The sequence below is a fragment of the Vibrio sp. WZ-1 genome (assembly GCF_052037695.1).
GTDB lineage: Bacteria > Pseudomonadota > Gammaproteobacteria > Enterobacterales > Vibrionaceae > Vibrio.
This window is the reverse complement of record NZ_JBQEQR010000047.1, coordinates 1-20,958: the sequence shown is the minus strand read 5'-3', so window position 1 is coordinate 20,958 and position 20,958 is coordinate 1. Positions and strand designations below refer to the sequence as shown.

Annotated in this window: 16 protein-coding genes, 1 tRNA gene, 1 rRNA gene and 1 pseudogene; 14 read left to right on the top strand and 5 right to left on the bottom strand. The window is 46.9% G+C overall.

What is annotated here, in order from left to right; all coding sequences use genetic code 11:
• Positions 1-65: 65 nt before the first annotated feature.
• The 3 genes from ACTS60_RS02645 (at position 66) to ACTS60_RS02635 (ending at position 2,548) form a co-directional block, all read left to right on the top strand.
• On the top strand, positions 66-551 hold the full coding sequence (locus ACTS60_RS02645) for a hypothetical protein (protein WP_440887026.1): 486 nt from the start codon (positions 66-68) through the stop codon (positions 549-551).
• 214 nt (positions 552-765) lie between these two features.
• The gene (locus ACTS60_RS02640; protein WP_440887025.1) at positions 766-1,146 is read left to right on the top strand and encodes a hypothetical protein; all 381 of its coding nucleotides are present in this window, start codon (positions 766-768) and stop codon (positions 1,144-1,146) included.
• Positions 1,147-1,162: 16 nt separating this feature from the next.
• On the top strand, positions 1,163-2,548 hold the full coding sequence (locus tag ACTS60_RS02635) for a class II fumarate hydratase (RefSeq protein ID WP_440887024.1): 1,386 nt from the start codon (positions 1,163-1,165) through the stop codon (positions 2,546-2,548).
• Between the two features lie 57 nt (positions 2,549-2,605).
• Here the strand turns inward: ACTS60_RS02635 and ACTS60_RS02630 are convergent, their stop codons facing one another.
• Positions 2,606-6,037, bottom strand: a complete 3,432-nt coding sequence (locus tag ACTS60_RS02630; protein WP_440887023.1) for a hybrid sensor histidine kinase/response regulator — start codon at positions 6,035-6,037, stop codon at positions 2,606-2,608.
• A gap of 135 nt (positions 6,038-6,172) precedes the next feature.
• Positions 6,173-7,363 carry a 3-phenylpropionate MFS transporter gene (locus ACTS60_RS02625; protein ID WP_010444143.1) on the bottom strand — a complete coding sequence of 397 codons (1,191 nt, stop codon included), beginning with the start codon at positions 7,361-7,363 and terminating at the stop codon, positions 6,173-6,175.
• A 239-nt stretch (positions 7,364-7,602) separates the two neighbouring features.
• Between ACTS60_RS02625 and ACTS60_RS02620 the strand changes: the two genes are divergently transcribed.
• From ACTS60_RS02620 to ACTS60_RS02570, 11 genes are all read left to right on the top strand, one after another.
• Entirely contained in the window at positions 7,603-9,429 is a 1,827-nt protein-coding gene (locus tag ACTS60_RS02620) for a DUF294 nucleotidyltransferase-like domain-containing protein (protein WP_440887022.1), read from the top strand.
• 35 nt (positions 9,430-9,464) lie between these two features.
• Positions 9,465-10,094, top strand: a complete 630-nt coding sequence (locus ACTS60_RS02615; RefSeq protein WP_138941630.1) for a 3'-5' exonuclease — start codon at positions 9,465-9,467, stop codon at positions 10,092-10,094.
• A gap of 220 nt (positions 10,095-10,314) precedes the next feature.
• On the top strand, positions 10,315-12,267 hold the full coding sequence (gene acs / locus ACTS60_RS02610) for an acetate--CoA ligase (RefSeq protein ID WP_440887021.1): 1,953 nt from the start codon (positions 10,315-10,317) through the stop codon (positions 12,265-12,267).
• Between the two features lie 307 nt (positions 12,268-12,574).
• Positions 12,575-13,024, top strand: a complete 450-nt coding sequence (gene aroQ, locus ACTS60_RS02605) for a type II 3-dehydroquinate dehydratase (RefSeq protein WP_440887020.1) — start codon at positions 12,575-12,577, stop codon at positions 13,022-13,024.
• A gap of 59 nt (positions 13,025-13,083) precedes the next feature.
• Positions 13,084-13,551, top strand: coding sequence for an acetyl-CoA carboxylase biotin carboxyl carrier protein (gene accB, locus ACTS60_RS02600; RefSeq protein WP_440887019.1), 468 nt, complete (start codon positions 13,084-13,086; stop codon positions 13,549-13,551).
• 14 nt (positions 13,552-13,565) lie between these two features.
• A complete protein-coding gene (gene accC, locus ACTS60_RS02595; RefSeq protein WP_440887018.1) occupies positions 13,566-14,909 on the top strand; it encodes an acetyl-CoA carboxylase biotin carboxylase subunit in 1,344 nt (447 codons plus the stop codon).
• A gap of 130 nt (positions 14,910-15,039) precedes the next feature.
• Positions 15,040-15,927, top strand: a complete 888-nt coding sequence (gene prmA, locus ACTS60_RS02590) for a 50S ribosomal protein L11 methyltransferase (protein ID WP_440887017.1) — start codon at positions 15,040-15,042, stop codon at positions 15,925-15,927.
• A gap of 139 nt (positions 15,928-16,066) precedes the next feature.
• Positions 16,067-17,035 (top strand): tRNA dihydrouridine synthase DusB, encoded by a 969-nt coding sequence (dusB, locus tag ACTS60_RS02585; protein WP_440887016.1) that lies wholly within the window; start codon positions 16,067-16,069, stop codon positions 17,033-17,035.
• Positions 17,036-17,058: 23 nt separating this feature from the next.
• Positions 17,059-17,355: a DNA-binding transcriptional regulator Fis gene (fis, locus tag ACTS60_RS02580; RefSeq protein WP_000462885.1), complete on the top strand. Its 297-nt coding sequence runs from the start codon at positions 17,059-17,061 to the stop codon at positions 17,353-17,355.
• Between the two features lie 220 nt (positions 17,356-17,575).
• The gene (locus ACTS60_RS02575) at positions 17,576-18,565 is read left to right on the top strand and encodes a diguanylate cyclase (protein ID WP_440887015.1); all 990 of its coding nucleotides are present in this window, start codon (positions 17,576-17,578) and stop codon (positions 18,563-18,565) included.
• 346 nt (positions 18,566-18,911) lie between these two features.
• The gene (locus tag ACTS60_RS02570) at positions 18,912-19,064 is read left to right on the top strand and encodes a hypothetical protein (protein ID WP_440887014.1); all 153 of its coding nucleotides are present in this window, start codon (positions 18,912-18,914) and stop codon (positions 19,062-19,064) included.
• Positions 19,065-19,555: 491 nt separating this feature from the next.
• Here the strand turns inward: ACTS60_RS02570 and ACTS60_RS02565 are convergent.
• The 3 genes and pseudogenes from ACTS60_RS02565 to rrf all read right to left on the bottom strand — a co-directional run.
• Positions 19,556-20,434: pseudogene (locus ACTS60_RS02565) on the bottom strand (IS110 family transposase); the annotation flags it as partial.
• Positions 20,435-20,676: 242 nt separating this feature from the next.
• A tRNA-Asp gene (locus tag ACTS60_RS02560) sits at positions 20,677-20,753 on the bottom strand.
• A gap of 32 nt (positions 20,754-20,785) precedes the next feature.
• Positions 20,786-20,902 (bottom strand): 5S ribosomal RNA (gene rrf / locus ACTS60_RS02555).
• Positions 20,903-20,958: the final 56 nt, after the last annotated feature.

The following is a 20,958-nucleotide window of genomic DNA, read 5'->3' as shown; positions in this document are numbered from 1 at the left end:
TTAACGAAGTTATTAGCGATTTTGGCCTGTAAAAATGAACAGATAATTAATGGGATTAGTATTTTATGTTCAAAAACAAGCACTTTATTATCGCTCTGTTGATCGCCCCAATTCTGTCTTTGATCGCTTATTTCGGTACTGATATGGCTTTGAGTGAGAAACCTCATGTAGCTAAAGAAGGGGAAAGCTACAAGCTGATCAGCAAATCGAATTGCCGTTACACCAGTGGCTTGTGTGATATGGAGAATGGCGACTTTAAAGTGAAGTTTCGCTCAGAAAAGCTGACTCAAGATAGTCTAGAGTTGTCGTTACATTCAGCTTATCCACTGGAGGGGGTGAAGCTATCAGTGGTGGATAGCCAAGAACAAAACGCGCAGCCAATCGATATGACGCCTACTGATCAAGCCGGACAAAACTGGACTGTTACTTTGCCTAAGCCAGCCTCAGCAGACAGCTGGTTACGTGTTGCGATTCAATCTGAAGGCACGCTTTACTACGGAGAAACGCAAACGGCGTTTGTGAAATACGAAACCCTGTTTACGGACAAATAACTTACCTGCTCCATAAGGCTTGAAGACGCATTTGAGCCGACCTTATCTCGCGAAAGAATACCGAGCTTAATTGTAGGGATTGAGCTCTCCCACTTCAGCCGATACTGAGTCCGAGTATCGGCTTTTTTGTTGTGCTATTCCCTCAAAAAAGCTGTGGTTGCTAATCGATAATTTATTGATAATAATTATCATTATATCACCTATTGAGGTAACTATGGACAGCAGCCAAGCCATCTACAACGCCTTTTTTAAAGCGCAAGACCGATTCCTTCATGTGTATGCGCCAAGCGGCTTCGAACCCGATGTGATTCACGACTACATCCATTGGGCTATGGTGCTGTCATCCATCTACGATCACGATGCAGAGCACGAAAACCTGTTGCTGTGTGAACTATATTTGCGTCAGGTTTACTTCCATCTACTTGATGCCATTCAAAACCCTGCTCGTAGCCGCATCTTCCGCCGAGTTTGCCTCGATTCCATTCACACTCCACTACTTTGTCTCAAACGTTACTACTACCAATTTGAGGATGGCGATGTGAAATTTCTCTCATTACAACAACAATTACGTCTGATACAGACGCCACTCGATTAAACAAAAGGAACCTACCATGACCACGGAATTCCGTATCGAAGCAGACAGCATGGGTGAAGTCAAAGTCCCAGCCAACGCTTTGTATCAAGCTCAAACTCAACGCGCTGTCGATAACTTTGCTTTTAGCAAGCACACCATGCCGACTGGCTTTATCCAAGCACTCGCACACATCAAACAAACCGCTGCGCTCACCAATGCTCAACTTGGCTTGCTAGAAGGTGATATTGCCAATGCCATCGCCGATGCTTCGCAAGCCATCATTGATGGTAAACACCTCAACCAATTCCCTATCGACGTATTCCAAACCGGCTCGGGCACGAGCTCCAACATGAATGCCAACGAAGTCATTGCGACATTGGCGTCTGAGCATCTAGGCGGAACGGTCAATCCAAATGATCACGTCAACATGGGGCAAAGCAGTAACGACGTAGTGCCTACTGCGATTCAAGTCAGCTCTGCGATTGCGATTGAAAAACAGCTTCTGCCAGCACTGTCTCACTTAAGTGAAACTCTAGAAACCAAGCAACAAGTACTGAAAGATGTGGTGAAAACCGGCCGTACGCACCTCATGGATGCGATGCCAATTACCTTCGCCCAAGAGCTTGGCGGCTGGCAGTTCCAAATTGAGCATGCTAAGCAAACCATTGAGCAAACACTGCCAGCAGTGAAAGCATTAGCTCAAGGTGGAACAGCGGTGGGCACAGGGATCAATGCCGATCCGCGCTTTGCTGGGCTCTTTGCGGATAACCTAGCGCAATCAACGCGCATCGAGTTTTCTTCCAGCAAAAACTTTTTCTTCAATCTCAGCAGTCAGGATGCGATCGTCTCCCTATCGGGGCAGCTCAAAACAGCAGCAATTGCGATCATGAAGATCGCCAACGATCTTCGTTGGATGAATTCAGGTCCACTCGCAGGCTTGGGTGAAATCGAACTGCAAGGCTTACAACCGGGCTCTTCGATCATGCCAGGCAAAGTGAACCCAGTGATTCCAGAAGCGGCGGCCATGGCGTCTGCGCAAGTGATTGGTAACGACGCGACCATTACCGTTGCAGGTCAATCGGGGAACTTCCAACTTAACGTGATGTTGCCAGTGATTGCGCACAATCTACTAGAAAGCATTGAGCTGCTGTCAAACAGCGCCGTTGCTTTAGCAGACAAAGCCATCGCGACGTTTGAAGTGCGCAAAGACAACCTTGATGTCGCACTGGCTAAGAACCCGATTCTGGTCACTGCGCTTAACCCTGTGATTGGTTACCTAAAAGCAGCCGAAGTGGCGAAGAAAGCCTATAAACAAGGTCGCGCTATCATCGATGTCGCGGAAGAAGAAACAGATTTAGATCGTGCAACATTAGAAAGATTGCTCGATCCAGCCAAGCTGACTCAAGGCGGCGTTGCGGAATAAGCCACCAACCGATCCCCCCCCTTAAAGCAAAAGACCTCCAAACGGAGGTCTTTTTTTCTAGGCGACTCGATTGAGTACTGAACGTAGTTTCAAGGGTTTCACTGGTTTGGCGATAAAACTAAACCCATTAGCTTTAATCCCTTCCATCATGTCATCGGCTCGGTCAGCACTGATGATCACCCCTTCAAAACTATTGCCAAGACGCAAACGACATTGCTGCAACACTTCCAATCCCGTTCGACCATTGTCTAAACGGTAGTCGGAGAAAATCACATCCGGTAACCAATCGTCTTCGAGCGCTTTCAGACTCCCAACGATGTCAGTCGCAATGCGAATATCGCAACCCCAGCGCGAGAGTAAATTCTCCATCCCAACCAAAATATCCGGCTCGTTATCAACACACAACACGCGAATATGGCTTAAATCGGATTGTGCACTCTTCACTGCTTTGACCGTTGGAATGTGTACCTTCTCTGCTTTATCTAAGGTAATCGAGAACACACTGCCTTTCCCAAACCAAGAGCGCATCGAGATTTCGTGCCCTAGCACTTGAGCAATGCCTTTCGAGATGGCTAAACCTAGCCCCAAACCTTGATCAGAACGAACTTGAGTTCCACGATTAAATTCTTCAAAGATCTCTTGTTGCTTCTCTTCTTCGATACCCATGCCGTTGTCCCACACATCGATACGCACTCGACCTTGTACACGACGCACCCCAAGTGCCACTTTGCCACTCGGGCTATAACGGAACGCATTGGTAAGGAAGTTCTGTACCACGCGGCGCAGCAATTTCGGGTCGGATTTCACCATCAAAGACGATGGGATCATGGTGAACTCAATACCTTGTTGTTTGGCCAGCGCACTAAATTCAGCATTCAAGTTTGCCAACACATCATTGACCGCAAAACCATGCACATTGACGTCCAGCTTGCCCGATTCCAAACGCGAAATATCCAGCAGGTCACCAATCAAATCTTCCGCCGCCCCTAACGCACTCTCAATGTGGGTCGACAGCTTTTGGGTTTCGCTGTCTTTGGCAACTTCCGACAACGAAGAAGCAAACAGGCGAGCGGCGTTCAACGGCTGCATCAAGTCATGGCTCACCGCGGCTAAGAAGCGCGATTTAGACTGCGACTCATGCTCAGAACGCTGCGTCGCAGCCACCAGCTGTTTGTTCAATTGTTCCAACTCACGAGTACGAGCACGAACACGTTCTTCTAGTGTCTCATTGGCATCTTTCAGAGCTTGCTCCGCATCGCGGAACACGGTGATGTCGGTAAAACTCATGACGAAGCCACCACCTGGCATCGGGTTACCTTGCACTTCAATTACGCGACCATCTGGACGCACACGGGAAGAGGTATGTCGCGTGCCTTGCTCAAGGTGATAAACGCGGCGACGAACGTGGTCTTCAGGGTCACCCGGGCCACATAAACCTTGCTCAGCATTATGACGAATGACTTCAGCAATCGGACGCCCGACCTGAATCAACCCCGGCGGAAAGACAAACAACTCAAGGTAACGCTGGTTCCACGCCACAAGCCTTAATTGCTTGTCGACAACAGCGATACCTTGTCCAATATGTTCAATCGCCCCTTGCAGCAAGCCACGGCTGAAATCGTACAACTCTGAAGCTTCATCAACAATGGTCGCCACTTCCTCAAGTTGCATATTTCTACCCTGCAAAGCAGAAGTAAGTACTAACTTGGCAGAGGAAGCACCAAACACACCAGCAAGCACGCGCTCAGTATGTCGAATCAAGGTAGAGGGCGCTTGTTGGTTGGGCAATAGCTCTTCTCGTTGCTGACTCCAATAGGTTTGGAAGGCAGATTTCACTCGCGTGCGTCCGACAAATCGAGAGGCTAGCATCTCTAGCTCACTAACCGTCACGCGGCTTTGGTACAAGCTGATATTTTCACTCTCAGGCAAAGGTGTGCCAACGAATGATGCTGATTGTAAGCGTTCACTTATGCTTGGCCGCGTGGCTAGCGATACGGCGACAAAACATGCTGCATTTGCCACCACGCTGAGGATCATGCCCCAATCAGAAACGGCAATGCCAAAGCCTGCCAATAAATCAGGTGGTGTGATAAGCCAAATTAGTAAGTTATTGGTTGCATCGCCCGCTAGCATGTCGGTTTGGCTCATTAAAGTAATCAACCAAATGGTGAAACCCACCAGCAAACCAACATACACGCCCTTTTTGTTTCCCTGACGCCAGTACATGCCGCCAATCAAAGATGGAGCAAACTGGGTAATCGCTGCAAACGAGAGAAACCCTATTGCGGAGAGTGAGTGAATACTATCTAAAGCCTGATAAAAGCCCCATGCGCCAATCAAAAGAAGCAGAATAAGCCCACGACGTATACGTAACAACAACGTAGAAAAGTGGTGATGATTGCGTTTTGATAACTTCATCCGGCGCAGAATCAGCGGCATCACCAAATCGTTCGATACCATGATTGCTAAGGCAATAGTCGAGACGATAACCATACCACTTGCCGCCGAAGTACCCCCCAGAAATGCCAGCAAGGCAATGTCATTAGCCCCCACCGCCATCGGTACACTTATCACGTAGGTATCGGCAGGGCTGCCACTCAACAGGCTTTGTCCTACCCACGCGATCGGCAAAACAAAGATGCCCATCAGAATCAGATACAGTGGGAATAGCCAACGGGCTACATGTAGGTCTTGCGCGCGTTCATTCTCAACCACCATGGTATGGAACTGACGTGGTAAACAGACAATCGCCAACATGGTCAGAATGGTATGAATCAACAAAGTCGGAATATTTGGCGACTCATAGGTTTCAGCGGCGATATCAGCGAGATGGAAGCTCTCGGTATCCATTGCGAGCCAAACAATAAACACGCCCACCACCAAGAACGCCACCAGCTTGAGCACCGATTCAAACGCAATCGCCATCATCATGCCGCGGTGGTGTTCGGTGTTATCGATATGACGAGTACCAAACAGCATGGTGAAGATCGCCATCGCCCCCACCACAAACCAAGACACACTGTAGTTTTGATAACTGAGATCAGAAGCCAAATCTGGCGCAATGATTTCTAATCCCATGGTGATGCCACGCAGCTGCAAAGCGATATACGGCAGAATACCCGCCACGGCAATTAAGGTAACAGCCACCGCCAAACCTTGCGATTTACCATAGCGGGCAGCAATGAAGTCAGCGATTGAGGTGATGTGCTCACGCTTGGCAATCAGTATAAGCCGAGCGAGAACGCGCCAGCCGATGGTAAACACGATTATCGGCGCAATGTAGATGGGTAAGAAGGACCAAGGATTATTGCTCGCCTGTCCAACCGTACCGTAGAAGGTCCACGACGTACAGTAGACCGCAATCGACAAACTGTAGATCCATGGTCGCCAGCGCGCTAACCATCTCTTTTGTTTGTCACCATACCAAGCGATTAAAAACAGGATTCCCAAATACGCCAAAGAAACGGGAATCACTAGCCATCCTTGCATTCGATATCCTTTCTTGCCTTTCTTGCCGTTTTTAAAGCAAGAGAATAAAAAAACCTCTCCATAAGGGAGAGGTTTCATTTAACACTGCTTTCACAACAGAGACAAAGGTTAGTTTTTAATCTCTGTCACAGAAGCTTAATTCTGTGCTTCAGGTGCATTGGCTGATAGGTCTACCACATTACTTTCATCATTTTGAGGCTCAACTTTGATGAACAACGCAACAAAACCCATCGCAGCCATCAACCAGAAGATACTCGCCCCCCAGTGCTCATAACCCCAGCCACTGATCACCGTCATTAGTGCGATAAACGCACCAAGTGGAATCGCATTGTACAACGCCTGCAATGCCACCATCTTGTTCTCTGCTGAGTTTTGGATGTATTGAATTGCGGCAATGTGTGCCATCGCAAACGTCACGCCGTGAAGCATTTGCACGACCACTAATGCGAATATAGAAGTCGTCGTGGCTGTCATGCCCCAACGCAGCATCACACCACCGGCAGCAATCACAAACAGAGTGCGCAAAGACCAGCCAGCGAATAGACGCTTACTCAACGCAAACACGGCAACTTCAGCTGCTACACCTAAGCTCCACAAGTAACCAATCACATCTTCAGAATGACCTGCAGCTTTCCAGTGAATGGCACTAAAACCATAGTACGCCGCATGACTACCTTGTATTAACGCCACCAGCACAAGAAACTTCACCACAGGTTTATCAGTAAGTAGTGCTGATAGCTTTGGACGTTCAGCATGCTGGTCACCACGGGTCACAGGCATTGGGTTGGTATTACGCATAACAAACAATAGCGAGATGAATACCCCGGCCATTGCCGTATAGAGAATCATATCAGAGCCAAATTCTGCCACTAAATACCCAACCACCGTTGAGCCAGCAATAAAAGCAATAGAGCCCCACAAGCGGGTACGACCGTAATCGAGCATCTTCAAACGCGCATAGTAGTTAGCCATGGCATCAGATAAAGGCACCACAGGACCACAACACAAGTTAAACAAGACAGTGGCGAGTGCCATTAACCAGAAGTTGCCGCCGGTGAAAAAGTGGAAGCCAACAAAAATAAGGGCAGCAAAACTTAACCAGCGTAGCGCTGGCATGATGTGTTCAACCTTATGCAAACGTGGCGTAATGACCATATTCGCCACACAACGTGTAGCTAAACCCAGCCCGACTAACAGGCCGATGTCTGTCGGAGAAACGCCCTGCTCTTTAAACCACAATGACCAAAATGGCAGATACACGCCATACGCAAAAAAGAATCCGAGAAAGTACTGGGAAATCCAGCCATACGGAGAGGGTTTCAACATCACAGATATCCTAAAAACGACAAAACTAAAGACTTCCACCACGTAAACGTTTGGGACGCGGAATTATGGATCGCAATGCGTAATAGAAAAAGGGAAGAATCGGCAACTTACCGTTTCCTCTATGGCACAGGCTCTCGAAATGCAAAATTAGATTGTGACGATTTAGACCAAAGTCGTCTGGCTTCGGCAGGGAAATTTGTCAGACTTAGAATGTGTTCCCACCAAATTTAGGTGCTCTCATGCCTGACAAATTTAATATGCAATCTCCACCGTTCGACCGCCTGACCGACGCACAGCAAAATCGACTGCGCTCATCTCTAGATGTGGCGTATTACCGAACGCGAGATGTCATCTTAGCTTGTGGGCAAGACAACCCTCATCTGCACGTACTGATTAAAGGCGCGGTAGAAGAGCGCTCAAAAGATCAAGACGAAGTGTTTGCTCACTACGCTAACGACGACATGTTTGATGTGCGTTCGTTATTCGAAGGAAGCGTCCGCCATCAGTATGTAGCACTAGAAGATACCCTCTCGTACTTGCTGCCCAAAGAGGTGTTTCTTGAGCTGTATAACGAGAACGGACAGTTCGCCGCCTACTTCGATAACAACTTATCCAAACGCCAAGCCCTCATTGAAGCGGCTCAGCAGCAGCAAAACCTTGCGGAGTTCATTCTGACTAAAGTCGATAGCAGCATCTATCATCCACCAATGCTATTGGCACCTGATATGCCAATTAATCAGGTCACCAAAACACTCAAGGACAATGGCATCGATGCTGCTTTGGTTCAGCTTAGCCAAGAGGACCCGCGCTTAGAACAATGTCCATCGGCGCATCCCTACGCGATAGTGACTCGAACCAATATGCTTCATGCCGTGATGCTTGAAGGCCACCCACTCGATACGCCAGTGACTGAGATTGCTACCTTCCCTGTTTATCACGTGGATGATGGTGACTTCTTGTTTAACGCCATGATCACCATGACACGCAATCGCATGAAACGTCTAATGGTGTGCGAAGGCAATCAAGCGGTCGGTATGTTGGATATGACGCAAATCCTCAGTGCGTTTTCCACTCACTCACACGTACTGACACTCAGTATTGCACGAGCCAGTAGCGTGGAAGAGTTAGCCCTTGCTTCCAATCGACAGCGTCAGTTGGTGGATAGCTTGCTGACCAATGGCATCCGCACTCGCTTCATCATGGAGCTGATATCCGCCGTAAACGAACAAATCATCGAAAAAGCGTTTGAGCTTGTGGTGCCACCAGCACTGCACGATCACTGCTGTTTGATCGTGCTTGGCTCGGAAGGTCGTGGAGAACAAATCCTCAAAACCGATCAAGACAATGCGCTGATCATCCAAGATGGGTTGGAATGGGAACATTGCTCCGAAGTGATGCAAACCCTCACCCACACCTTGCAGCAACAGGGCTATCCACTCTGCCCTGGCAAAGTCATGGTTAACAATCCGAAGTGGGTTCGAACACAACAAGAATGGATTAAAACGCTCGATGGTTGGATTGCTAAAGCGCAGCCTGAACAAATCATGGATTTAGCCATCTTCAGCGACGCTCATGCGGTCGCAGGCAATCGAGAGCTGCTCACGCCTATCGCCGAGCACCTCAGAGACAGCATGGAAGATCGCATGTTGATTCTGTCCGATTTCACTCGCCCTGCTCTGCAATTTTCCGTGCCTCTTACTCTGTTTGGTAACGTAAAAAGTGCTAAAGATGGGCTGGATATAAAGCGCGGCGGCATCTTCCCTATCGTGCATGGCATTCGCACTTTGGCATTGGAATACGCGATTGAAGAGAAGAACACCTTCGAGCGTATCGAAGCACTGAGAAACAAACGCATCTTAGAACCAGAAACCGCAGACAACCTCAACGAAGCGCTGAAGCTGTTCTTCAAGATCCGTTTGAACCAGCAATTGAGTAAGCAGGAAGCACTGAACAATATCGATATCAAACAGTTAGACAGGACAGAACGAGACCTGCTGCGCCACAGCTTACACGTAGTGAAGAAGTTTAAGCAGTTCTTGGGCTTCCATTATCAAATCCGTGATTAGAGTCTTTTAGGCAAATAAGACGAGAGGTAACAGGGATGAATTGGCTACAAAGGAAATACTGGCATTACAAGCTGAAAGGCTCACCTTATCAGCCACTGTTCTGTTCGCCGCAAAAAGGCGAATTTGTCTCTCTCGATTGCGAGACCACCAGCTTGGACCCAAATCGTGCCGAGCTGGTCACCATCGCTGCGACCAAAATCATCGATAATCGCATCATCACCAGTAAACCGTTCGAAGTTCGACTACGCGCCCCGCAATCACTCGATTCAGGTTCAGTGAAAATTCACCATATCCGCCACCAAGATTTGGTGGATGGCATCAGCGAAAAAGAAGCACTCATCAAGCTGCTCGACTTTATCGGCAATCGTCCTTTAGTCGGCTACCACATTCGCTATGACAAAAAGATCCTCGACCTCGCCTGTCTGAGGCATTTAGGTTTTCCACTGCCCAACCCATTAATCGAGGTGAGCCAGATTTATCACGATAAGCTCGAACGTCATTTGCCTAACGCCTACTTCGACTTAAGTCTTGATGCAATTTGTAAGCACCTTGAACTGCCGATTCAAGACAAACACGATGCCCTGCAAGACGCAAAATCCGCCGCTTTAGTGTATGTACGCCTGACCAAAGGCGATTTACCTAACCTGAGCGTACCGTATACCTAATAGGTTTAAGACTCAGCTTTCGATCCACCTCCCACAATCGCTTTTATTTCAGCAATATCACAGCGCATTACTCACTCTCATCCTAAAGTCTAATTGTGGAAATACGCGCTGTGACTGACAGTTATATGCACAGCAACGTTCTTGATGACACATAAACCAAGAGCGAACACAGCCCTACAAAAGACGAAGGTCGAGAATTAAAGGCACAAGGAGAGAAGCCATGAGCGAAGCCCACGTTTATCCGGTAAAAGAAAACATTAAAAACCATACGCATGCGGATAATGACACTTACCTAGCCATGTATCAGCAGTCGGTAAGCGACCCTGAAGGCTTCTGGAGCGAACACGGTAAAGTTGTCGATTGGATTAAGCCATTCACTCAAGTTAAAAACACCTCGTTCGATACTGGTCACGTCGACATTCGCTGGTTCGAAGACGGCACGCTGAACGTATCTGCAAACTGTATTGACCGCCACCTTGCCGAGCGTGGCGATGAAGTCGCGATCATCTGGGAAGGAGATGATCCTGCTGACGACAAAACCCTTACATTCAACGAACTGCACAAAGAAGTGTGTAAGTTCTCTAACGCGCTAAAAGAGCAAGGCGTACACAAAGGCGACGTGGTTTGTCTTTACATGCCAATGGTGCCAGAAGCGGCTATCGCAATGCTGGCATGTACGCGTATTGGTGCGGTTCATACCGTAGTATTTGGTGGTTTCTCACCAGAAGCCTTATCCGGTCGTATCATCGACTCAGATGCGAAAATCGTTATCACCGCTGACGAAGGCGTTCGTGGTGGTCGCGCAGTACCACTGAAGAAAAACGTTGATGAAGCACTGACGAACCCAGAAGTAAAAACCATCGACAAAGTTGTCGTTCTAAAACGCACGGGCGGCGACATTGATTGGCACGAACACCGTGACGTTTGGTGGCACGAAGCAACGGCTGTTGTTTCTGATGTATGCCCACCTGAAGAAATGAAAGCGGAAGACCCTCTATTCATTCTTTACACTTCAGGTTCAACAGGTAAGCCAAAAGGCGTGCTGCACACCACAGGTGGTTACCTAGTGTACGCAACCATGACTTTCAAATACGTGTTCGATTACCAAGAAGGTGAAACGTTCTGGTGTACGGCGGATGTGGGTTGGATTACGGGCCACACTTACCTCATTTACGGTCCACTAGCGAACGGCGCAAAAACCATTCTGTTCGAAGGTGTACCAAACTACCCAAGCACAGCTCGCATGAGTGAAGTGGTTGATAAGCATCAAGTAAACATTCTCTACACTGCGCCAACAGCGATTCGCGCCCTAATGGCGAAAGGCAACGAAGCAGTAGCAGGGACATCTCGCTCAAGCTTGCGTGTAATGGGCTCAGTAGGTGAACCTATCAACCCTGAAGCATGGGAGTGGTACTACAAGACCATTGGTAATGAGAATTCACCTATCGTGGATACTTGGTGGCAAACAGAAACAGGCGGCATCTTGATTGCGCCACTACCAGGTGCAACCGATCTTAAGCCAGGTTCTGCAACTCGCCCATTCTTCGGCGTACAACCTGCGCTCGTGGATAACATGGGTAACATCATCGAAGAAACCGCAGCAGAAGGTAACTTGGTGATCCTTGATTCATGGCCTGGTCAGATGCGTACCGTTTACGGCGACCATGAGCGCTTTGAGCAAACCTACTTCTCGACCTTCAAAGGTATGTACTTCACCAGTGATGGCGCGCGTCGTGACGAAGATGGCTACTACTGGATTACAGGTCGTGTAGATGACGTACTAAACGTCTCAGGTCACCGAATGGGTACCGCAGAGATTGAATCAGCACTGGTTGCACACAATAAGATTGCGGAAGCAGCGATTGTCGGTATTCCTCATGACATCAAAGGTCAGGCAATTTACGCATACGTCACGCTTAATGATGGTGAATTCCCATCAGCAGAGTTGCACAAAGAAGTGAAAGACTGGGTACGTAAAGAGATTGGGCCAATCGCGACACCAGACGTGCTGCACTGGACAGATTCTCTACCGAAAACTCGCTCTGGTAAGATCATGCGCCGCATCCTACGTAAGATTGCAACGGGTGATACCAGCAACCTAGGTGATACTTCGACACTGGCAGATCCAAGTGTTGTAGACAAGCTGATTGCAGAGAAAGCAGAACTGGTATAACACCCTGCCCCTGTTTTAAACACTAGCCCTAAAAGCCACCATTGCATATGGTGGCTTTTTTGTGCGTAAACGCAAAATAAACCACAATAACCACATGGCAATTATGTTGTTTTTGTTAACTTGGTTACAGAAACGACAGGGGGCATTGGGAGATTAGACCAGTAAATTGCTGCTAATTGCTGTGAATTAGCTATAATCTTGGTCGATTTTTTAAAATTTGCTCGGTTTTAACAAAAAAATCGTGCTGAATTATCGTATATTTGGGAATATAAACGTTCCACTCACGATAAAGGAAGATAGCAACATAATGTCTGCAAAGTCACGGATTCTAGTTCTAAACGGACCAAATCTTAATCTATTAGGTCTGCGTGAACCGACACATTACGGTAACAACACCCTAGCACAGATTGTTGACGCATTGACTGAACAAGCTCACAACTCTGGGGTGGAAATTGAACACCTGCAATCGAATCGTGAGTACGAACTGATTGAAGCTATCCATGCAGCTTACGGCAACGTGGACTTCATTATCATTAACCCAGCGGCTTTCACTCATACCAGTATTGCGTTGCGTGATGCGCTGCTTGGCGTGGCCATCCCATTTATCGAAGTGCACCTATCGAACATTCATTCACGTGAATCGTTCCGTCGCCACTCTTACTTGTCGGACAAGGCAGTAGGCGTGATTTGTGGCTTAGGCGCTCAAGGTTATGAATTCGCTCTGTCTGCAGCAATCGCAAAATTGCAGGCAAAGTAAACCAAACACTCTGCAGCCCTTTGGGTTGTCTTAATCACAAGATAAAAGAGAAAGAAAAGATGGATATTCGTAAAATCAAGAAGCTAATCGAGTTAGTTGAAGAGTCTGGCATTGCCGAGCTAGAAATCTCTGAAGGTGAAGAGTCAGTACGCATCAGCCGTAGTGGCCCTGCAGCTGTTCCAGCACCAGTTCATTACGCAGCAGCTCCAGTAGCAGCACCTGCACCAGTGGCAGCAGCTCCAGTAGCAGACGCACCAGCAATGGCAGCAGAAGCACCAGCAGCAGTTCCTGCAGGTCACCAAGTTCTTTCTCCAATGGTTGGTACTTTCTACCGTTCTCCAAGCCCAGACGCAAAATCGTTCATTGAAGTGGGTCAGAGCGTAAATGCTGGCGATACGCTATGTATCGTTGAAGCAATGAAGATGATGAACCAAATCGAAGCGGACAAATCAGGTGTTGTAACTGCAATCCTAGTTGAAGACGGCCAGCCAGTTGAATTCGACCAACCACTCGTTGTAATCGAATAAGCGGGGCATCCCTTATGCTAGATAAAGTAGTCATCGCGAACCGAGGCGAAATTGCACTTCGCATCCTTCGCGCTTGTAAAGAATTAGGCATTAAGACTGTGGCTGTGCACTCAACCGCTGACCGCGATCTTAAGCACGTACTACTAGCGGACGAAACAGTTTGTATTGGTCCTGCTCGTGGTATCGATAGCTACCTGAACATCCCTCGCATCATTTCTGCAGCAGAAGTGACTGGTGCGATTGCGATTCACCCAGGTTACGGCTTCCTATCTGAGAACGCAGACTTTGCTGAACAAGTAGAGCGCAGCGGTTTCATCTTCGTTGGTCCTAAAGCAGACACCATCCGCATGATGGGTGATAAGGTGTCAGCAATCAACGCAATGAAAAAAGCTGGCGTTCCTTGTGTTCCTGGCTCCGACGGTCCACTAGATAACGACGAAGACAAAAACAAAGCTCACGCTAAGCGTATCGGCTACCCGGTAATCATCAAAGCCTCTGGTGGCGGCGGTGGTCGTGGTATGCGTGTTGTACGCTCTGAAGCGGACCTTGTTCAAGCTATCGCTATGACACGTGCAGAAGCAAAAGCGGCGTTCAACAACGACATGGTTTACATGGAGAAATTCCTAGAAAACCCTCGTCACGTTGAAGTACAAGTGATTGCTGACGGCCAAGGCGGCGCTATCCACCTAGGTGAACGTGACTGTTCTATGCAACGTCGTCACCAGAAGGTTGTTGAAGAAGCACCGGCACCAGGTATCACAGAAGAAATGCGTAAGTACATCGGTGAACGTTGTACTCGTGCATGTGTAGAAATCGGTTACCGCGGCGCAGGTACATTTGAATTCCTATACGAGAACGGTGAGTTCTACTTCATCGAAATGAACACTCGTATTCAGGTTGAGCATCCAGTAACAGAAATGGTTACCGGTGTTGACCTAATCAAAGAACAGCTACGCGTAGCAGCAGGTCAGCCACTGTCATTCACTCAGGATGACATCAAGATCCGCGGCCATGCGATTGAGTGTCGTATCAATGCAGAAGACCCAGAGCGTTTCCTACCTTCACCAGGTAAGATCGAACGCTTTCACGCGCCAGGCGGTATGGGCGTTCGTTGGGAATCTCACATTTACACAGGCTACACAGTACCACCTCATTACGATTCAATGATTGGTAAACTGATCACTTACGGTGAGAACCGTGATGTAGCGATTGCACGTATGAAGAACGCTCTAGGCGAGATGATCATTGAAGGCATCAAGACTAACGTTACTCTACAAGAGTCAATCATGAATGATGAGAACTTCCAACACGGTGGTGCAAACATTCACTACCTAGAGAAGAAGCTAGGCCTACAATAAGCCTTCGCTAACCTCATAATAAATGCCCACATCTGTGGGCATTTTTGTTTTGTATAAAGTCTATACTCAAACAAATCGTAGAGTTCTGGTAAACTCTGCGCCACTTCATTCACTTTAAGAGCAAAAACAAATGCCTTGGATTCAAATCAAACTCAACGCGACCAATGAAAACGCTGAGCAAATCGGCGACATGCTAATGGAAGAGACTGGTGCGCTGTCTGTAACATTCCTAGACGCGCAGGATACGCCTGTATTCGAACCTCTACCTGGCGAGACTCGCTTATGGGGCGATACTGACATTCTGGCACTGTACGATGCAGAAGCTGATACAAACTTCATCATCACTCAAATCAAAGCAAGCAACATGCTAGCGGACGATTTTGCTTACAAAGTAGAACAGCTAGAAGACAAAGACTGGGAACGTGAGTGGATGGAAAACTTCCACCCAATGAAATTCGGTGAGCGTCTATGGATTTGCCCAAGCTGGCGTGAAATCCCAGAGCCAGACGCGGTAAACGTAATGCTCGATCCAGGTCTTGCATTCGGTACCGGTACTCACCCAACAACAGCATTGTGTCTTGAGTGGCTAGAGGGTCTGGATCTGTCTGGTAAAACAGTTATCGACTTTGGCTGTGGCTCAGGCATCCTAGCGATAGCTGCGATCAAACTAGGCGCAGAAAAAGTCATCGGGATCGACATCGATCCTCAAGCACTACAAGCATCTCGCGACAACGCTGAACGTAACGGTGTTGCAGACCAACTTGAAGTGTACCTACCTCAAAATCAACCTGAAGGCCTAATCGCAGACGTCGTGGTAGCGAACATTCTTGCAGGTCCTCTACGTGAACTTGCGCCAATCATTAAAGGTCTAGTGAAGCCAAATGGCGACCTTGCGATGTCGGGTGTTTTAGATACTCAAGCTGAAGATGTTGCGAACCATTATCGTGACGAGCTTCACATTGACCCAATCGCTGAGCAAAGTGAGTGGTGTCGTATCTCTGGTCGTAAGCAAGGCTAGACAAGGTTTTCAGGGCTAATTGTCTGAATTTCATACAAATTAACAAAACAATTTGTAAATGCTCAAATATTAGTCTTTTCACGCAGTGAAAAAATGCGTAAAATGCGCGCCCTTGCTGGTACAGAACTGTGATGACGTTTTGAAAATCGGAAACTATCAACTTAAGAACAATCTAATCGTAGCCCCTATGGCTGGTGTAACGGATAGACCGTTTCGCGAGTTGTGTCTTCGCTATGGTGCGGGAATGGCCGTCAGTGAAATGATGTCTGCAAACCCGAAACTATGGGGAACGTCAAAGTCGAAACAGCGCATGGTACATGAAGGCGAATCGGGCATTCGCTCAGTACAGATTGCCGGTTCCGATCCACAGCTTATGGCCGATGCAGCTCAATTCAGTGTTGAAAATGGTGCACAAATCATCGACATCAACATGGGCTGCCCAGCAAAAAAAGTGAATAAGAAGCTGGCGGGTTCAGCACTGCTACAGTACCCAGACATCATCAAAGAGATTTTGACTGCGGTAGTGAACGCGGTAAACGTTCCTGTAACGTTAAAAACCCGCACTGGCTGGGACACAGAAAACAAAAACTGTGTCCAAATCGCTAAATTAGCCGAAGACTGCGGCATCCAAGCTCTCGCTCTGCATGGCAGAACGAAAGCCTGTATGTACAAAGGTGAGGCCGAATACGACAGCATTAAAGCAGTTAAACACGCTATATCCATTCCGGTTATCGCAAACGGTGATATCGATAGCCCGGAGAAAGCGAAGTTTGTACTGGAGTACACCGGTGCTGACGCTTTAATGATTGGACGCCCTGCCCAAGGTCGTCCTTGGATTTTCCAGGAAATCCATCACTATTTGGAAAACGGCACCACAATGGATGAGCTTCCAAGTGAGGAAGTGAAAACCATTATGCTTGGTCATGTAAACGCTCTACATGATTTCTATGGAGAGTTCTTAGGTCCACGTATCGCGCGTAAGCACGTTGGTTGGTACCTAAAAGAGCATGAACACGCAAGTGAGTTTCGCCGTACCTTCAACGCTATCGATGCAGCTGAGCTGCAACTTGAAGCGTTAGAAGGTTATTTTGATAACGTTGCATCATAATTAAGAGAAGAGCTAGACCGAATATGTTCGAACAAAATCTGACTTCAGAAGCATTAACAGTAACTACAGTAACGTCACAAGACCAGATTACTCAAAAGCCTTTACGTGACTCTGTTAAAGCGTCTCTTAAAAACTACCTAGCTCAACTAAACGGCCAGGAAGTAACAGAACTATACGAATTAGTTCTAGCTGAAGTTGAACAGCCACTACTAGATACCATCATGCAGTACACTCGCGGTAACCAAACTCGCGCAGCAACTATGATGGGTATCAACCGCGGTACTCTTCGCAAGAAACTTAAAAAATACGGCATGAACTAATACTAGTTCGTACAGTAATTTTGTAAAAAAGGCTTAGCCAACAACGGCTAAGCCTTTTTTATTGCCTATACGCTAAATATGACTTTCCTTGTCAGCCCTTTGTCACGTTATGAACCTGTCTTAACCAAGTTCGATACATTGAAGTGTGATCAGTATTGATTGTGTACTCAATTTAAACAGATATAATCAAGAGCTTACGTTGGATAAAGGAATTAACTTCATGATTTATAAAGAAAGGGAAGAGTGGCTTTACGCTATTCTAAATACTCTCCCTGATCATGTCTTTATCCTCAATGAACAAGGCTTCTATATAGAAAGCTTTGGCGGCACTTACCATTCAAAGAGCTTCAATGCTGAAAGCTACACCAACCTTAATCTGAGTGATGTCCTTTCATCTAGCAAAGCAGCCGAGTTGATCGGTTATATTGATGATGTAATACGCTCTAACGAGCCTAAAGTCGTCAAATACAGCATTGCCTTACAAGACCATCTATTAATGCCTATAGAAGAGCTAGAGGCATTAGAGAACCCAGAAGAAACCTGGTTTGAAGCAATAATCAAACCTGTCGAAAGTCCTTATCGTGACGAAAATTGGGTGATTTGGTCCGTTCGCGATGTAACGAAAACACACCTGCTTGAAAAACGCCTTAAAACGCTCTCAGAGACCGATGAGCTAACTGGTGTAATGAATCGTCGAGCATTCTTAACCAACCTAGATAAAGCTCTCAGCTCGCATTTAGACCTATCTCAAACCTTCTCATGCGTAATGATCGACATTGATCATTTTAAAGAGATTAATGATCAAGTAGGTCACTTTTCCGGAGATCAAGTGATCCATCACGTAGCAAAGCTCTGCCAGCGTGCAATTCGTGGTACTGATTTTATTGGTCGATTGGGGGGAGAAGAGTTTTCCGTTATCTTAGCCAATACCACTGCGATACAAGCCTATGATGTCGCCGAAAGAATTAGAGACTTGATTCAAAATACGCCATGTAAAATCGATGGTATCGAGATCAGCACAACAGTGAGTGTTGGTGTAGCAGAATATGACGAGCAAGTATCTAGTACTAAAGAGCTCATGATTAACGCTGATAAAGCCATGTATTACTCAAAGCACTCTGGACGCAATCAAGTGACTCTTCATCACTGTTGTATCCCTGATATTAAGCGACAGCACTCAACCAACTTAAGAATCCAAAAGGTTTCTTAACCCCCCTCTTATACCAATTTGGGTAAAAACATGATCTGATTAGCTTTTCTTGGATAATATTACGCTCTAAATCCCCCTCAGCAATCCCAACTAATCCAAGACTATTTAGAAAATTCAAAATTGAAACGATCTTGAAGCTCCTAGGACACATAAGCCATGAAGCTGCTGATGTCTGGTTTCAAGATGAAGCTAAATTTGGCCAGAAAAATACAACCACTCGCCTGAGGGGCATACGAGGAACAATACCGATAGCAGTGAAGCAATAGCGATTTGAGTAGACCTATCTATTTCGCTACTGTCTGCCCAACGAGAGGCGATTGTCGTTCCTTGAGTAAACAAAACCATTATGATTGTGCACCTTTCCCAAATATCAAAGGTGGTGGTGGAGGAAGGTCGATTTGCTGTTGTGATCATGGATGGTGCAGGATGGCACACCGATGATATTGATGAGCCTCTTGATAATGTAACGATCACTAAACGCCCTTCCCTATTCACCTGAGCCGAACCCCATTGAACAAGTATGGAATTGGTTACGCCAATGCTATCTTGCGAACCAAACTTATACGGACTGCGACAACATTGTAGAAAAGGTATGTAGAGCATGGAATCGTTTCTTGGAAAGCACAAAAATGTGCACAAGAGATTGGATTAACCTGATCAGCTAATTTTCCAGATTGATATAAAGACCATTACTTAGAATGTGTAAAATTTAAGTACGAAAATGTATGGTCCGCCCCGTTATTGCAACTACAATTAAGTCATAACGAAGTTGGTTTGCGCTAATGTATTCGGAGTCCTTGTTGGGAGCACTAGCTTCCCAGCTCCACGATGATATCTGCGCCAGATTATCCTTAAAAAGCCCAAAGCGTTTAACGCTATTTTTTGTGTCAGGTACTTAATCTGGTCGATTGACCGTTTTTGTCATCACGTTCATTGACGTTGCAAACTTGGTTATAGCTATACAGCCTTAAAAGCTTGGCGGTGGTACAACACCGCCCAAGCTAGCCTTGAGAGAACTGCTCTTGCTCCATGGATAAACAGAGTTCTGAGATGTTTATTGCCTCGTTTACTCATGCCAAGTAGCTTGGTCTTTCCTCCCGTAGAGAATTGTCTTGGTACAAGTCCTAACCAAGCTGCCATTTCCCGACCATTGGTGAAGTTGCTTGGGGAACTTACATCAACAACACACAACGTCGATGTGAGGTCGCCAACGCCAGGGATAGTTTTCAGCAATTGTGCACTTTCGTTATTGTTAACAACAGCTTGAAGCTTACTGTCTTGAGCTTTGACTCGTTCATTAAGGTATTTGTAGTGCTCGTGGATGGACACTAATTCACCGAGTAAGCTTTCTGGTAAAGACGCTTTTTGCTCTGCTAGCCATTGGAAGAGAGACTTCATCTTTGCATGCCCCTTTGGAAAACTCAGGCCGAACTCAAGCAAGATAGCCCCAATTCGAGACATTGCGGCCGTTCTCTCCTTGATATAACCATCTCTGACACGATGAATCGCTGCGATGACTTGGGCTTCTTCACTTTTTACCGCGACAAACCTCATTGTTGGTCGACCAGCGGCTTCTGCGATTGCTGATGCATCTATGAAATCATTTTTGTTGCCTTTGACATAAGGCTTAACGTACTGGGGAGGAATAAGTCGAACTTGATGGCCGTATTCACCACACTTACGAGCAAGCCAATGAGCACCACCACAAGCTTCGAAAGCAATGGTTGTTGGTTCGGTTTTACAAAGGAAATGTTGGAGTTGGTTTCGATTAAACTTGCGACGTAATACTTCCGCACCTGAACGGTTATGAGCGATAGCGTGGAAACAGTGCTTGCCTAGGTCGATACCTAAAATATGAATAGAAGACATATGGTTCACCTCATTCTGAGAGCCTACTCTAAGCTTAAGGGCTTGAGAGTGGGGCGGACCATATAATTAAAGCCCTAGCATTTCTGCCGGAACGCGTAGTTTAGGGCTTTGTCTGAATAAATGGCGAGTCGGTGGGGACACCTAATGCGAGGTTGCGGGCAACCGGGACTCATTACTTGAAAGGGAAATTATTATGCGTTAAAACGACAAAACCCAGTCCGAAGACTGGGTTTCTAAATAAGTGGCGGAGCGGACGGGACTCGAACCCGCGACCCCCGGCGTGACAGGCCGGTATTCTAACCAACTGAACTACCGCTCCGCACTGGTTAGACATTTAAGTCTAAATTTAAAGCCTGGCGATGTCCTACTCTCACATGGGGAAGCCCCACACTACCATCGGCGCTAATTCGTTTCACTTCTGAGTTCGGAATGGAAATCAGGTGGGTCCAAATCGCTATGGTCGCCAAGCAAATTCTTTAATCTGGAAAGCTGTTTTCAGTTCTTAACACATTCAATGTTCTTAC

Coding starts and splice junctions, on each gene's coding strand:
- ACTS60_RS02645 (WP_440887026.1), top strand. CDS start 66: ATGTTCAAAAACAAGCACTTTATTATCGCTCTGTTGATCGCCCCAATT.
- ACTS60_RS02640 (WP_440887025.1), top strand. CDS start 766: ATGGACAGCAGCCAAGCCATCTACAACGCCTTTTTTAAAGCGCAAGAC.
- ACTS60_RS02635 (WP_440887024.1), top strand. CDS start 1,163: ATGACCACGGAATTCCGTATCGAAGCAGACAGCATGGGTGAAGTCAAA.
- ACTS60_RS02630 (WP_440887023.1), bottom strand. CDS start 6,037: ATGCAAGGATGGCTAGTGATTCCCGTTTCTTTGGCGTATTTGGGAATC.
- ACTS60_RS02625 (WP_010444143.1), bottom strand. CDS start 7,363: ATGTTGAAACCCTCTCCGTATGGCTGGATTTCCCAGTACTTTCTCGGA.
- ACTS60_RS02620 (WP_440887022.1), top strand. CDS start 7,603: ATGCCTGACAAATTTAATATGCAATCTCCACCGTTCGACCGCCTGACC.
- ACTS60_RS02615 (WP_138941630.1), top strand. CDS start 9,465: ATGAATTGGCTACAAAGGAAATACTGGCATTACAAGCTGAAAGGCTCA.
- acs (WP_440887021.1), top strand. CDS start 10,315: ATGAGCGAAGCCCACGTTTATCCGGTAAAAGAAAACATTAAAAACCAT.
- aroQ (WP_440887020.1), top strand. CDS start 12,575: ATGTCTGCAAAGTCACGGATTCTAGTTCTAAACGGACCAAATCTTAAT.
- accB (WP_440887019.1), top strand. CDS start 13,084: ATGGATATTCGTAAAATCAAGAAGCTAATCGAGTTAGTTGAAGAGTCT.
- accC (WP_440887018.1), top strand. CDS start 13,566: ATGCTAGATAAAGTAGTCATCGCGAACCGAGGCGAAATTGCACTTCGC.
- prmA (WP_440887017.1), top strand. CDS start 15,040: ATGCCTTGGATTCAAATCAAACTCAACGCGACCAATGAAAACGCTGAG.
- fis (WP_000462885.1), top strand. CDS start 17,059: ATGTTCGAACAAAATCTGACTTCAGAAGCATTAACAGTAACTACAGTA.
- ACTS60_RS02575 (WP_440887015.1), top strand. CDS start 17,576: ATGATTTATAAAGAAAGGGAAGAGTGGCTTTACGCTATTCTAAATACT.
- ACTS60_RS02570 (WP_440887014.1), top strand. CDS start 18,912: ATGATTGTGCACCTTTCCCAAATATCAAAGGTGGTGGTGGAGGAAGGT.